The following is a 13,836-nucleotide window of genomic DNA, read 5'->3' on the forward strand; positions in this document are numbered from 1 at the left end:
TGGCATAATGGTGTCGGACGAGCCGTGGTCGCGGCCGGGCGACTATGTGCTGTTGCGCGCACTGACCGACATCGTCTGCGTCTCCTCCGCCTGCCCCGACGACACCACGCCCGCCAATGGCTGGAATCTCACCGACATCCATGTGCGCACCTATTCCGGCCAGCACAAATTCTCGCGTGCGATCGCCAGACGCATGACGCCCGATTCGGAACCGAAGATGACCCGAGAGACAGCTTTTCATTCGAGCTTTGCCAAGCACACGCGCGACTTCGCCGAGTACAGGGGCTACTGGCTGGCCAACTCCTTCGCCAAAGAGGGCGCCATCGCCGAATACTGGGCCTGCCGGCAGGCGGCGGTGATCATGGACCTGTCGCCGCTGCGCAAGTTCGAGGTGACAGGACCGGATTCCGAAGCGCTGCTGCAATACACGCTGACCCGCGACGTCAAGAAGCTCGGCGTCGGCCAGGTCGTCTATTCGGCGATGTGCTACGAGCATGGCGGCATGATCGACGACGGCACGCTGCTGAGGCTCGGCAAGGACAATTTCCGCTGGGTCGGCGGCGACGACCTGTCCGGCGAATGGCTGCGAGAGACGGCCAGGGAACTCGGCCTCAACGTGCTGGTGCGCTCGTCCACCGACCAGATGCACAACATCGCCGTGCAGGGCCCGAAGAGCCGCGACATCTTGAAGGAGGTCGTCTGGACCTCGCCGCTGCAGCCCTCGATCGGCGAGCTCGAATGGTTCCGCTTCGCGGTCGCCCGCATCGGCGGCGGCAACGGCGTTCCGGTGGTCGTCTCGCGCACCGGCTATACGGGCGAGCTCGGCTACGAGATCTGGTGCCATCCGCGCGACGCCGAAAAGGTGTTCGACGCCATCTGGGAGGCCGGCCAGCCGCATGGGCTGAAGCCGATGGGCCTGCAGGCGCTGGACATGGTGCGCATCGAGGCCGGGCTGATCTTCGCCGGCTACGAGTTCTCCGACCAGACCGACCCGTTCGAGGCCGGCATCGGCTTCACCGTGCCGCTGAAGACCAAGACCGACGACTTCATGGGCCGCGACGCGCTGATAAGGCGCAAGGAACATCCGCAGACGAAACTGGTCGGCCTCGACATCGATGCGAACATCCCTGTCGGCCACGGCGACTGCGTCCATGTCGGCCGCGCCCAGATCGGCGTCGTCACCTCCGGCATGCGCTCTCCGCTGCTCGGCAAGACCATCGCCCTGGCGCGGCTCGACGTCACCCATGCCGACATCGGCACTGAGGTCGAGGTCGGCAAGCTCGACGGCCATGCCAAGCGGCTGCCGGCGCGAGTCGTGGCCTTCGCGCATTACGACCCGCAAAAGACGAAACCGCGCTCCTGACGGCCGCCTCCAAGGCCTCATCCGACCGTCTTGATGGCGGCCGCAGTGGCGTCCGTGCCATGTTTCGCAAGCGTGATGTGCACGGCGCCACAAAACGCTTGACGTGAAAGCGCGTCGGATCAATCTTCACTGTTAAGAAAAAAATGCGACTGAGTGGAAACACTACAGCCGTTCGAAATGAGGCCGGGGGGAAGCTTCGCGCAGCCGAGGCACACCGGCGGGGAACAGCAAAAAAGGGGAATTCATACATATGAGCACAATGAGCACGGTCCTTGAGCAGCCTGCGGAAGGCAAGCTGCTCAGGCATATCGACTGGCGTGGCGCCTTCTGGGTGGCAAGCGGCGTTCCCGCCCTCGTCCTGTTCTCCATCGGCGGCATTGCCGGCACGACCGGGACCCTGGCTTTCGTGATCTGGACGGTGTCCATGATCATGGGCTTCCTGCAGTCGTTCACCTATGCCGAAATCGCCGGTCTGTTCCCGAACAAGTCCGGCGGCGCCTCGATCTACGGCGCCACCGCCTGGCTGCGTTACTCGAAATTCATCGCGCCGCTGTCGGTGTGGTGCAACTGGTTCGCCTGGTCGCCGGTGCTGTCGCTCGGCTGCTCGATCGCCGCCGCCTATATCCTCAACGCGCTGGCGCCGATCCCGGTCTTCAGCGAGACCTCGCCGGAAGTGGTCGCCTATATCGCCGCCCATGCCGGCACGGCGCCTGCCGATGCCATCGCGGCGGTGGCCGCAGCCGCGACGCCGGCGATCCGCACCTGGTCGCTGTGGGGCCATACGCTGGGTCCGGTGTCCTTCACCTTCAACGCCACCTTCTTCATCGGCGCGGTGCTGATGCTGATGATCTTCTCGATCCAGCATCGCGGCATCCTCGGCACGGCCAGTGTGCAGAAATATATCGGCCTGCTGGTCATCATCCCGATGCTGATCGTCGGTGTGGTGCCGATCTTCACCGGCCAGATCAACTGGGCGAACTTCTCGCCGCTGGTGCCGCTGGCGGCCGCCTACGCGCCCGACCCGGGAGCCTGGAACATCGCCGGCTGGACGCTGGTGCTGGGCGGCATGTTCATCGCCGCCTGGTCGACCTACGGCTTCGAGACCGCCGTCTGCTACACCTCCGAGTTCAAGAACCCCGGCACCGACACGTTCAAGGCGATCTTCTATTCCGGCCTGCTCTGCATGCTGCTGTTCATCCTGGTGCCGTTCACCTTCCAGGGCGTGCTCGGCCTCAATGGCATGCTGGCGACGCCGATCGTCGACGGCTCCGGCGTCGCCGATGCGCTGGCCGGCATGGTCGGCGGCGGCAAGATCATCCACAGCCTGCTGGTCATGCTGATGATCCTGGCGCTGGTGCTTTGCATCATGACGGCGATGGCCGGCTCCTCGCGCACGCTCTACCAGGGCTCGGTAGACGGCTGGCTGCCGCGCTATCTCAGCCATGTCAACGAGCATGGCGCGCCGACGCGGGCGATGTGGACCGACCTCGTCTTCAACCTGATCGTGCTGGCCATCGCCTCGGCCGACGCGACGAGCTTCTTCTTCATCCTCGCCGTGTCGAACTGCGGCTACATCATCTTCAACTTCCTCAACCTCAATGCCGGCTGGATCCACCGCATCGACAACGGCCATATCGCGCGTCCGTGGCGGGCGCCGACCTGGCTGCTCGGCATCGGCGCGATCTTCGCCTACGTCAACGCCGTCTTCATGGGCGCCGGCGCCAAGGTGTGGAACCCGATGGCGCTGTGGGCTGGCCTGATCACTGCGGCGCTGATCATCCCGGTGTTCTGCTTTCGTCACTACATCCAGGACGGCGGCAAGTTCCCCGACCATATGCTGGCCGATCTCGGCATGACGTCGGCCGACCTCAAGGTCAAGAAGGCCGGCGCCCTGCCCTATCTGACGCTGATCGCCGGCGTGGCGGTGATGCTGATCGCCAACTGGCTGTTCGTCATCTGACGCAGCGACCTGAGAACAGGATCGGGCGCGCCTCGGCGCGCCCGATCTCTTTTGTCCAACGGCCTCTCGTCAGTCCGCCTTGCGGATCGTCTCCTCGAAGAACCGGTTCGGCGGCCGCTTCAGGCCGAGATTCTCGCGCAGCGTCGAGCCCTCATACTCGCGCCTGAAGATGCCGCGCCGCTGCAATTCGCTTCACACTTTTCCTGGAATTGCTCTAGCGCGCCGGCCCGCGACGCAGATCGTCCGCCATCGACCCGTGGCAATGGCGGACGATCCGAGGTTGCCACCACCTTATTCCGCGGCCAGCGCCAGCTCCGGCTTTTCGTTGTTCTGAGTCAGTTCGGACTCGGGCCCCTTGTCCTCGACCCCGGCCTTCCTGCGCTCGCGGCCGAAGAACAGCGCGTAGCCTGCCGGCAGCACCAGGATGGTGAGCACGGTAGCGACCAGGATGCCGCCCATCATGGCGTAGGCCAGCGGCCCCCAGAACACGGCGCGCGAGATCGGGATCAGCGCCAGCACGGCGGTGAGCGCCGTCAGCATGATCGGCCGGAAGCGGCGCACGGCGGCGCCGATGATCGCCTCGGATCGCTCCATGCCGGCGGCGATGTCCTGATCGATCTGGTCGACCAGGATGATCGAGTTGCGCATGATGATGCCGAGCAGCGCGATCACGCCGAGGATGGCGACGAAGCCGAAGGGCGCGCCGCTGATCAGCAGCGCCGCGGCGGCGCCGATGATGCCGAGCGGGCCGGTGGCCAGCACCAGCATCGCCTTGCCGAAATGCTGCAGCTGGATCATCAGCAGCACGACGATGATGGCCAGCATGATCGGCGCTTTGGCGGCGATCGAGGCCTGGCTTTCGGCCGAATCCTCGGCGCCGCCCTGGATCTCGACCTTGTAGCCGGGCGCCAGGCCGGCACGCAGGTCCTTCATGTCGTTGTACATCTTGGTGACGACGTCGTTCGACTGCACGCCGTCCGGCAGGGTGCCGCGCACCGTTATGGTCGGCAGGCGGTCGCGCCGCCACTCGATGCCTTGCTCCAGCACCGGAACGACCTTGGCCACCTGCGACAGCGGCACGAAACCGCCGAAATCGGTCGGGATGTAGACGGAATCGACCGAGGACAGCAGCTTGCGGCTCGCATCCGGCTCGCGGGCGACGATCGAGACGGTCTCCTCGCCGTCGCGGAAATCGTCGAGCGGCGCGCCGGACATGGTGGCCTGCAGCATCTGGCGGATGCGCTGCGAGGTGACGCCGAGCGCGCGGGCGCGATCCTGGTCGATGACCAGCTTCATCGCCGGCACCGGCTCCAGCCAGTCGTCATGCACGGCGCCGAGCAGCGGGTTGGCGTGGAACTTCGCCTTCACCTCGTCGGCGATGCGGCGCACCTCCTGGCGGTCCGGGCCCATGACGCGCATCTGCACCGGCCAGCCGGTCGGCGGACCGAGGAACAGGCGGTCGACCTTGGACCGGATCGATGGGAAATCCTCGGCCAGGATGGTGCGCAGCTTGACGATCAGCCGCTCGCGCGCCGGTTCGTCCTTGGCCATCACCAGGAGCTGGGCGAAGTTCGGATTCCTGAGCTGCTGGTCGAGCGGCAGGAAGAAGCGCGGCGCGCCCTCGCCGATATAGGTGGCGATGAAGCGCTTGTCCGGATCGTCCATCATCTTGCCTTCGAGCGCCTTGGCCTGCGTCTCGACCTCCTTGATCGAGGTGCCTTCCGGCAGCCAGAGGTCGACGAGGATTTCGGGCCGGGAGGACTGCGGGAAGAAGTTCTGCGGAATGAACTGGAACGCCCACAGGCTGGTGGCGAAGGTGACCAGCGTCATCACCAGCACGATGATGCGATGGCGCACGGCCCAGCCGACGGTGGCGCGCAGGCGGCGGTAGAAGCGCGTGTCGAAGACATCGTGATGGCTGCCGGCATGCTTTCGCTGCTTCAGGATCATGTGGCCGAGCCACGGCGTGAAATAGACCGCGACGAACCAGGACACGACCAGCGCGATGCCGACGACATAGAACAGGGTGCGCACATATTCGCCGGCGGTCGAGGCGGCGAAGCCGACGGGGATGAAGCCCGCGGTGGTGATCAGCGTCCCGGTCAGCATCGGGAAGGCGGTCGAGGAATAGGCGAAGCTCGCCGCCTCGATCTTGACCAGCCCCTCCTCCAGCTTGCGTTCCATCATCTCGACGACGATCATCGCATCGTCGACGAGCAGGCCGAGCGCGATGATCAGCGCGCCGAGCGAAATGCGCTGCAGGTCGATGCCGAGCTCGTACATGATGGCGAAAGTGGCGGCGAGCACCAGCGGAATGGCGATGGCGATGACCAGGCCGGAACGCCAGCCGATCGACAGCAGCGAGACGGCCAGCACGATCAGCAGCGCCTCGCCGAGCGCCTCCATGAACTCCTTGACGGCATCGCGGACGACCTCCGGCTGGTCGGAGATCTGGTCGACCGCGACGCCGTAGGGCAGGCCTTCCTCGAAGCGCTGGTAGGTCGCCTCGACATCCTTGCCGACGTCGGTGACGTTGAAGCCCTTGGCCATGACGACGCCGAGCTGAACGCTCTCATGGCCGTTGAAGCGGTACTTGCGCTGGAACGGATCCTCCAGCCCCGAAGAGACTGTGGCGATGTCGCCGAGCCGCGTCACCTGGCCGCCGGCGCGCAGGCGCAGTTCCCTGATGTCGGCGGCCCTGGTGACGTCGCCCTCGACCGAGATGCGCACCGAGCGCTGTCCGGTGTCGACCGAGCCCGCCGGATCGACATTGTTCTGGCCCTTGATCGCGTTCTGCAGGTCGGTCAGCGTCAGGCCGCGCTCGGCCAGCGCCTTCGACGAAACGTCGATATAGATCTTCTCGGGCTGGTCGCCGATGATTACGGCCTTCTCGACGCCCGGCGTCGTCAACAGCATATCGCGCGCCTGGATGGCGAACTTCTTCAGCTCCGGATAGCTGTAGCCGTTGCCGCTGATCGAATGCAGCGTGATGAAGGTGTCGCCGAACTCGTCGTTGAAATACGGGCCGAGCAGCCCCTGCGGCAGGTCGCTGGCGATGTCGCCGACCTTCTTGCGCACCTGGTAGAAGGCGTCCTTCACCTGCTCGGCATTGGTGTCGCCTTTCACCTGCAAGGTGATGATGGCGCTGCCGGCGCGCGTATAGGAGCGCACGAAATCGAGATGCGGCGTTTCCTGCAGCTTGCGCTCGATCTTGTTGACGACCTGGTCCTCCATCTCCTGGATCGAGGCGCCCGGCCAGACGGCCTGGACGACCATGACGCGGAAGGTGAAGTCAGGATCTTCCTTCTGGCCCATGCGCATCAGGCCGAGCGCGCCGGCAAGGATGATCAGGCCGAACAGGAAGCGCGCGATGCTGGGGTGGCCGATCGCCCAGCGCGAAAGATTGAAAGGCCGCTTCTCAGTGCTGTCGGTGGTCATCGGCGTCAGTCCATTCCGATTGATCGGCAAGGCACGCAACTGCGCGTGCTCACGAAATTTCCGATGCTGGCTTCCGGGCGGCGAGGCTTTCCGAGGCGGAGAGACACTCGTCGCGGTGGGACGCGAGGATCGATGTGGGGGTTACATCAACCTGACGTCTCGACAGCCGGGCGCTCGCCGCCCGGAAACCATGGTCCACTCGCCCGAGCGAGCGGCGTTTTCATTCGCCCGGCTTCAGCGCAGGCTGCTGGTGATGTCGGCCTTGCCCTCGGCCGACGCCGACTGCTGCGCCGCGTCGCCGGAGAGCTTGACCTTGAGGTTCTCGGTCATGAACTGCGTGCCGGCGGCAACCACGACGTCGCCCTGCTTCAACCCGTCGGCGACATTGACGCCGTCGACCGTGAAGTCGCCGACCTTGACCGGGCGCGGATGAACCGTCTCGCTGGTGCGGTCGACGGTCCAGACAATCTTCCGGCCGTCCTTCTCGGCGAGCGCGCTGAGGGGGATCGACACCATCTGCTTCCGGCTCGCCACCGAGGCTTCGATGTTGGCGGTCATGCCGAGCAGCACGCGCGGATCGTTGGGCAGCGAGACGCGGACAGCGAAGGTGCGCGACTGCGGATCGGCGCTGCCGGAAACCTCACGCACCTTGCCGGCCAGCGTCAGCGCATCGTCGGACCAGAAGCCCGCCTTGACGTCCTTACCCGGCCGAAACTCGGCGATGTCCATCTCGGGAACGGCGATCAGCACTTCCTTCTCGCCGTCGACGGCAACGGTCATCACCGGCGTTCCGGCGCCGACCACCTGGCCGATATCGGCGCTGATGGCGGTAACGATACCGTCCTCGCTCGCCTTGAGATCGGTATAGCCGACCTGGTTCTTCGCCTGGGCAAGCGTCGAGCGGGCGGCGTCGCGCGTCGCCACGGCCTGAGCATAGGTCAGCGTCGCCTGATCGAGCTGCGACTTCGACGCGAAGCTCTTGGCGTAGAGCTGCTCGGCGCGCTTCTTTGCCAGATCCACCGTTTCGACCTGCCGCTCGGCGGCGTCAAGGCTCGCCGCCGCGCTCCTGACCGACAAATCGTAGTCGGAGGCATCGATGCGAGCGAGCACATCGCCCGAATTCACATGCTGGCCGATATCGACGAGGCGCTCGGTGACCTTGCCGGCGACGCGAAAGCCAAGGTTCATCTCGGTGCGAGCGCGCACCGAGCCGGAATAGTCGAGCTCGCGGGTGGTCTGGGCCTCACCGATCTCGACCACCTTGACCGGCCGGATGATTTCCTTGATTTCGGCCTTCTCCTGGCTGCAGCCGGCAAGCCCGAGAGCGGCGACGATCAGGCCGGCGACCGGCAGCCTGCGGATGATGGAATTGGACAAAGACACCTTAGCACTCCTGACTGGAGATCAACTTTTCGACACCGCGCGCCCGGCGGGCGGCGGCTATTTCAAGGCTTTGATCGCGTAATCGATGAGATCGTCGGGCATCGCCCGGTTGGTCTTGGCAAGGCACTGCGCCACCATCTGCGGGTGGCACAGGATGACGGTGGCGGCACCGAAGCAGCGCGACGCGATCACCGGATCCTGGTCCCTGAACTCGCCGGCTTCGATGCCCTGGCGGATCACCTCGGCGAACAGATCGTGGATGCTGTCGACATGCTTGTCGATGACGGCCCAGTCGCGCTCGAGCGCGACGATGACCATCTCATGCACCTTCTGGTCGTCGAGCATGACTTCCGTGGTCATCTTGTACTGGGCATGCACATAGCGGCGCAGCCGCTCCTCGGCGCTGAGCGGCAGACGCGAAATCTCGTAGGCCATCTTGTAGCTGGCGCCGAGCATGCGGCCGCAGACGGCCTGGTGGATTTCGACCTTGGAGGCGAAGAAGCGATAGATATTGGCCGGCGACATGCCGAGCTCGCGGGCGATGTCGGCGACGTTGGTCTTGCCGTAACCGTAATGCCGGAACAGACGCTCGGCGCAATCGAGGATGCGCGTCACGTTTTCCTGGCGGGCGGGGTCGGCCACGATGTGGGCGGCTTCGGACATTAGCTCTCTGTCAAATAACGAGTGACGAATTTCAATTTTCGTCAGTCGTAAATCGAAACGAGCGGCATGTCAACGCGGAATCGACGTACGCGTACAATTGGTGACAGATGGTGACAGCGAGGAAGCGTGAAACCCACGATGAGTTCGTCATCCTAGGGTGAAGCAAGGAGCGAAGCGACGCAGCGCAGACCCTAGGATCCATGCCGTGACGTCGGCCAAAGAATAAAGTCGGATCAAGCAGTTAGCTTGCCAGCGCCGCGATTCGTGCAGGCTATTCTCGACCGCCGGAGCACGGCCGCAAGGTCACGGCATGGATCCCAGGGTTTCCGCGACGTCGCTCCGCGACTGCTCTCACCCTCGGATGACGAACTCAGAGACCCTTCGCCATTTCCCTCAGCCGGAACTTCTGGATCTTCCCGGTCGAGGTCTTCGGGATCTCCGCAAACACCACTGCCTTCGGCACCTTGAAGCGGGCGAGCAAAGTGCGGCAGTGGTCGATGATCTCGGCCTCGGTCGCGCTCTTGCCGGGCTTCAGCTCTACATAGGCGACAGGCACCTCGCCCCATTTGTCATCGGACTTCGCAACGACGCCGCAGGAGGCGACGGCGGCATGCTTGTAGAGCGCATCCTCGACCTCGATGGACGAGATGTTCTCGCCGCCGGAAATGATGATGTCCTTGGAACGATCCTTGAGCTGGATGTAGCCGTCCGGATGCATGACGCCGAGATCGCCTGAGTGGAACCAGCCGCCGGCGAAGGCCTCGTCAGTCGCCTTCCTGTTCTTCAAATAGCCCTTCATGACGATGTTGCCGCGGAACATGACCTCGCCGATGGTCTCGCCGTCCGCCGGCGTTTCCGTCATCGTCTCGGGATCCATCACGGTCAGGCCCTCGAGCGAAGCATAGCGCACGCCCTGGCGCGCCTTCTTCGCCGTGCGCGGTCCCTTCTCCAACTCGTCCCACTCATTGTGCCATTCGTTGACGACAGCCGGCCCATATGTCTCGGTCAGGCCGTAGAGATGGGTGACGGCGAAGCCGGCATCGGCCATGCCTGACAGCACTGCCTCCGGCGGCGGCGCGGCCGCCGTGTTGAAGGTGACGGTTTGCGCGAACTCACGCTTGTCCTCGGCCTTGGCGTTGATCAGCACCGACATGACGATCGGCGCACCGCAGAGATGGGTGACGCCATGATCGGCGATCGCGTCATACATCGGCTTTGCCCGCACCCAGCGCAGGCAGACATGGGTGCCGGCCTGCACGGCCAGCGTCCAGGGAAAGCACCAGCCGTTGCAGTGGAACATCGGCAGCGTCCACAGATAGACCGCGTGCTTGGCCATGCCGGCATGGATGGTGTTGGTATAGGCCATCAGCGCCGCGCCGCGATGGTGATAGACGACGCCCTTCGGGTTGCCGGTGGTGCCGGAGGTGTAGTTGAGCGAGATGGCGTCCCACTCGTCGTCGGGCATCGACCAGGCGAAAGCCTCATCGCCGCCTGCGACGAACTCCTCATAGTCTGATGTGCCGATCCGCTCGCCCTTCGGATAGGGGGCATCGGCGGCATAGTCGGGATCGTCATAGTCGATGACCAACGGCTTGGCCTTGGCCAATGCCAACGCCTCCCTGACCGCGCGGGAGAATTCACGGTCGACGATCAGCACCTTTGTATCGGCGTGGTCGAGCTGGAAAGCGATGACGGCGGCGTCGAGCCTTGTGTTCAGCGAATGCAGCACCGCCTTGGTCATCGGCACGCCGAAATGCGCCTCCAGCATCGGCGGCGTGTTCGACAGCATCACCGTCACCGTATCGCCCTTGCCGATGCCGCGCTTGGCCAGCGCCGAGGCGAGCCGCAGCGAGCGACGCCAGAAATCGCGATAGGTGATGCGCTGGTTGCCATGGATGATGGCGACATGGTCGGGATAGGCTTTTGCCGCCCGCTCCAGATAGGTCAGCGGCGTCAGCGGCTGGTGGTTGGCGGCATTCCTGTCGAGATCCTGTTCGTAGGGATTGCCCATCCCATCCTCCCCAATATGTTTATCGACTTCTAATCACAGGCTCCGCTCCGCGTCACCACCAACGATGCCACGACAGGGGGCATTTGGCACAATGGTGATCTAGATTCAGCCGGTGAAACGGAAATGCATACCTCCGCTCGGTTTGACTTTTGTCGAGAGCCGTGAATAATGTCAGCCGAGGAGATGGCATGGCGATCCGACCGGCAGAACAGCTTATCCACAAGGCCGCCTGGCTCTACTACGCCCATGGCCTGCGCCAGGACGAAGTGGCGAACCAGCTCAAGATTTCGCGCGCTTCGGTCGCCATGTATCTGCGCAAGGCCCGCGAGACCGGCATCGTCAACATCTCAACCTCGACCCAGCTTTTCACCGACGACGTCTTGGCGCGCCGACTGGAAGACGCGCTGAAGCTCGACGCCGTCTGGATCGCGCCCGAAAACGCCTATGTCGTCGATCCGTCGACCGACATCGCGGTGCTCGCGGCCAGCGTCTTTCTCGAGCTGGTCAAGAAGGGCGACCGCCTCGGCGTCGCCTGGGGCCGCACCGTCTACACCATCGCGGACATCATGTCCTTCGCAGACCTGCAGGACGTGACGGTGGTACAGCTCTGCGGCAACCTCGGGGCGCCCTATTCCTACCGGCCCGACCAGTGCACGATGGAAATAGCCCGGCGGCTCAACGCCAAGGGGCTGAACTTCTACGCGCCGCTGGTGCTGTCGACGGAAGAGCTGGCGCGGGCCCTGCGCGCCGAGCCGGTGATCCGCGAGCAACTGGCAGGCATCAGCGATTGCAACCTCGCGCTGTTTTCAGTCGGCACCGTCGACGCCGACAGCCATGTCGTCAAATGCGGCGCGCTGACGGTGAGCGAAATGGAAGTGCTTCGCAACGCCGGCGCCGCCGGCGTGATCGCGGGACAGATCATCGATGCCGCCGGCGAGGCGCTCGATTGCAGCTACAACCGCCGGGTCATCTCCGCCGAACTCGGCTCGCTCGGCGCCATCGAAAAGCGGCTGATGGTGGTGCAGGAGGACAGCAAGTTCGAGCCGCTGCTTGCCGCGCTCGCCGGCGGGCTCTGCACGCATCTGGTTGTCGGCGCGCGCGTGGCGCAGCGGCTGCTGGACCATGCCGGAGCGGTGACCAAGAAGGCCTCCTAGACAAACAACCCTCGCCGCCGGCGCCTTGTCATCAAAGCGTCGCGGCATTCCTGTTCACAGCAATCAAAGACATGAAAGCGGACGAAGCGACATGAAGAACCTGTGGAATGACGGCGACGCGGAAAAGATGGTTGCCGACTATGCCAAGAAGGGCGTCGGCCGCGACCTCGCGCTGCGCGTCTACACGACCCGGCTGCTCGGCGGCGAGCCGCGGCTGGTGCTCCATGGCGGCGGCAACACGTCGTGCAAGATCAAGGCCACCGATCTTGTCGGCGACGAGTGGGACGTGCTCTGCGTCAAGGGCAGCGGCTGGGACATGGCCGTCATCGAGCCGCAGGGCCTGCCGGCGGTGAAGATGGGCGCGCTGCTCAAGGCGCGCGCGCTGGAGAGGCTTTCCGACGAAGACATGGTGGCGCTGCAACGCGCCAACCTCATCGATCCCGCCTCGCCCAATCCGTCGGTCGAAACGCTGCTGCACGCCTTCCTGCCGCACAAATTCGTCGACCACACGCATTCGACCGCCGTCCTCGCCATTGTCGACCAGGAAGACAGCAAGGCGCTGGTTAGGAAAGTGTTCGGCGAGAAGATGGGCTACGTGCCCTACATCATGCCAGGCTTCGACCTGGCGAAGGCGGCGGGCGACGTCTTCGATGCCGATCCAAGCGTCGAAGGCCTGATCCTCGACAAGCACGGCATCTTCACCTTCGGCGACGACGCCAGGCAGGCCTATGACCGGATGATCCACCATGTGACGGTCGCCGAGGACTATGTCGCCAAAAACGGCAAGCCGAAGACGGTCAAGGCGGCGCTGCCGGCGAAGCTCGCCAGACCGTCCGATATCGCGCCCGCGCTGCGCGGCGCCGTCGCGGTGGCGCGCGGCGAGGGCCGCTTCGACCGCATGATCAGCGACTTCCGCACTTCGGATGCGATCGTCGATTTCATCAACTCGGCCAGGATCGCCGACTATGCCGGGCGCGGTGTCTCGACGCCGGATCTCTCGATCCGCATCAAGACCGGGCCGATGGCCGTGCCGGCGCCGGACGCCGACAAGATCGGCGACTACAAAGCCGTCATCCGCAACCATGTCGAGACCTTCGCCAAGGACTACCGCGCCTATTTCCAGACCAATGACGCGTTGGACGACGTCAAGCGCACCATGCTCGATCCGATGCCGCGCCTGACGCTGGTGCCGGGCCTCGGCATGTTCGGCCACGGCCGCACGCTGAAGGACGCAAAAATCGCCTCCGATGTCGGCGAGATGTGGATCGAGGCGGTGCGCGGCGCCGAGGCCGTCGGCCATTTCCACCCGCTGTCCAAGGCCGATCTCTTCCCGCTCGAATACTGGTCGCTGGAACAGGCCAAGCTCGCCTCCAACAAGCCGAAGCCGCTGACCGGCCAGGTGGTGCTGGTGACCGGCGGCGCCGGCGCGATCGGCGCGGCGACGGCGAAGCTGTTCGCCGACAATGGCGCGCATGCCGTCATCGTCGACCTCGATCCGGCCAAGGCCGCGGAAGCGGCGAAGAAGGCCGGAAACGGCTCGATCGGCGTCGGCGCCGACATCACCAATCCCGTCGAACTGCGCGCCGCATTCGACCGGGCGGTCGCGGTCTATGGCGGCCTCGACATCCTGGTCTCCAATGCGGGCGCGGCCTGGGAAGGCCGCATCGGCGAGCTCGATGACACTACGCTGCGCAAGAGCTTCGAGCTCAATTTCTTCGCCCACCAGTCGGCGGCGCAGAATGCCGTGCGCATCATGCTGGAACAGGGCACCGGCGGCGTGCTCCTGTTCAACACGTCCAAGCAGGCGATCAACCCGGGACCGAAGTTCGGCGCCTATGGCATCCCGAAGGCGGCGACGCTGTTC

Annotated in this window: 8 protein-coding genes; 4 read left to right on the forward strand and 4 right to left on the reverse strand. The window is 64.7% G+C overall.

Going from position 1 to position 13,836, the window contains the following annotated elements:
• Positions 1-1,363 (forward strand): aminomethyltransferase family protein (locus tag EN780_RS14215; protein ID WP_210215041.1); only part of this gene is annotated, 1,363 nt, incomplete at its 5' end.
• 250 nt (positions 1,364-1,613) lie between these two features.
• Complete coding sequence (locus EN780_RS14220) at positions 1,614-3,323, forward strand: APC family permease (RefSeq protein WP_128274378.1); 1,710 nt, start codon at positions 1,614-1,616, stop codon at positions 3,321-3,323.
• A gap of 291 nt (positions 3,324-3,614) precedes the next feature.
• Here EN780_RS14220 and EN780_RS14225 read toward each other — a convergent pair whose 3' ends face one another.
• The 4 genes from EN780_RS14225 to EN780_RS14240 all read right to left on the reverse strand — a co-directional run bounded on the left by EN780_RS14225 (position 3,615) and on the right by EN780_RS14240 (position 10,818).
• Positions 3,615-6,761: an efflux RND transporter permease subunit gene (locus tag EN780_RS14225; protein ID WP_128274380.1), complete on the reverse strand. Its 3,147-nt coding sequence runs from the start codon at positions 6,759-6,761 to the stop codon at positions 3,615-3,617.
• A gap of 234 nt (positions 6,762-6,995) precedes the next feature.
• Entirely contained in the window at positions 6,996-8,144 is a 1,149-nt protein-coding gene (locus tag EN780_RS14230) for an efflux RND transporter periplasmic adaptor subunit (protein WP_127311840.1), read from the reverse strand.
• A gap of 57 nt (positions 8,145-8,201) precedes the next feature.
• Positions 8,202-8,807: a TetR family transcriptional regulator gene (locus tag EN780_RS14235; protein ID WP_127286231.1), complete on the reverse strand. Its 606-nt coding sequence runs from the start codon at positions 8,805-8,807 to the stop codon at positions 8,202-8,204.
• Positions 8,808-9,177: 370 nt separating this feature from the next.
• On the reverse strand, positions 9,178-10,818 hold the full coding sequence (locus EN780_RS14240; RefSeq protein WP_128274382.1) for an acyl-CoA synthetase: 1,641 nt from the start codon (positions 10,816-10,818) through the stop codon (positions 9,178-9,180).
• A 188-nt stretch (positions 10,819-11,006) separates the two neighbouring features.
• On the opposite strand from EN780_RS14240, the gene EN780_RS14245 reads away from it, so the two are divergent.
• Both EN780_RS14245 and EN780_RS14250 read left to right on the forward strand, forming a co-directional pair.
• Complete coding sequence (locus tag EN780_RS14245) at positions 11,007-11,972, forward strand: sugar-binding transcriptional regulator (RefSeq protein ID WP_128274384.1); 966 nt, start codon at positions 11,007-11,009, stop codon at positions 11,970-11,972.
• Between the two features lie 91 nt (positions 11,973-12,063).
• On the forward strand, positions 12,064-13,836 hold a 1,773-nt coding region (locus tag EN780_RS14250), incomplete at its 3' end, for a bifunctional aldolase/short-chain dehydrogenase (RefSeq protein ID WP_128274386.1).

Origin of the sequence: Mesorhizobium sp. M4B.F.Ca.ET.089.01.1.1, from assembly GCF_004022605.1 — a bacterium.
GTDB classification, from domain to species: domain Bacteria; phylum Pseudomonadota; class Alphaproteobacteria; order Rhizobiales; family Rhizobiaceae; genus Mesorhizobium; species Mesorhizobium abyssinicae.

What these genes read in the sequence shown, in the direction of transcription:
- EN780_RS14225 (WP_128274380.1), bottom strand. Translation starts at nt 6,761, where the DNA reads ATGACCACCGACAGCACTGAGAAGCGGCCTTTCAATCTTTCGCGCTGG.
- EN780_RS14235 (WP_127286231.1), bottom strand. Translation starts at nt 8,807, where the DNA reads ATGTCCGAAGCCGCCCACATCGTGGCCGACCCCGCCCGCCAGGAAAAC.
- EN780_RS14220 (WP_128274378.1), top strand. Translation starts at nt 1,614, where the DNA reads ATGAGCACAATGAGCACGGTCCTTGAGCAGCCTGCGGAAGGCAAGCTG.
- EN780_RS14245 (WP_128274384.1), top strand. Translation starts at nt 11,007, where the DNA reads ATGGCGATCCGACCGGCAGAACAGCTTATCCACAAGGCCGCCTGGCTC.
- EN780_RS14240 (WP_128274382.1), bottom strand. Translation starts at nt 10,818, where the DNA reads ATGGGCAATCCCTACGAACAGGATCTCGACAGGAATGCCGCCAACCAC.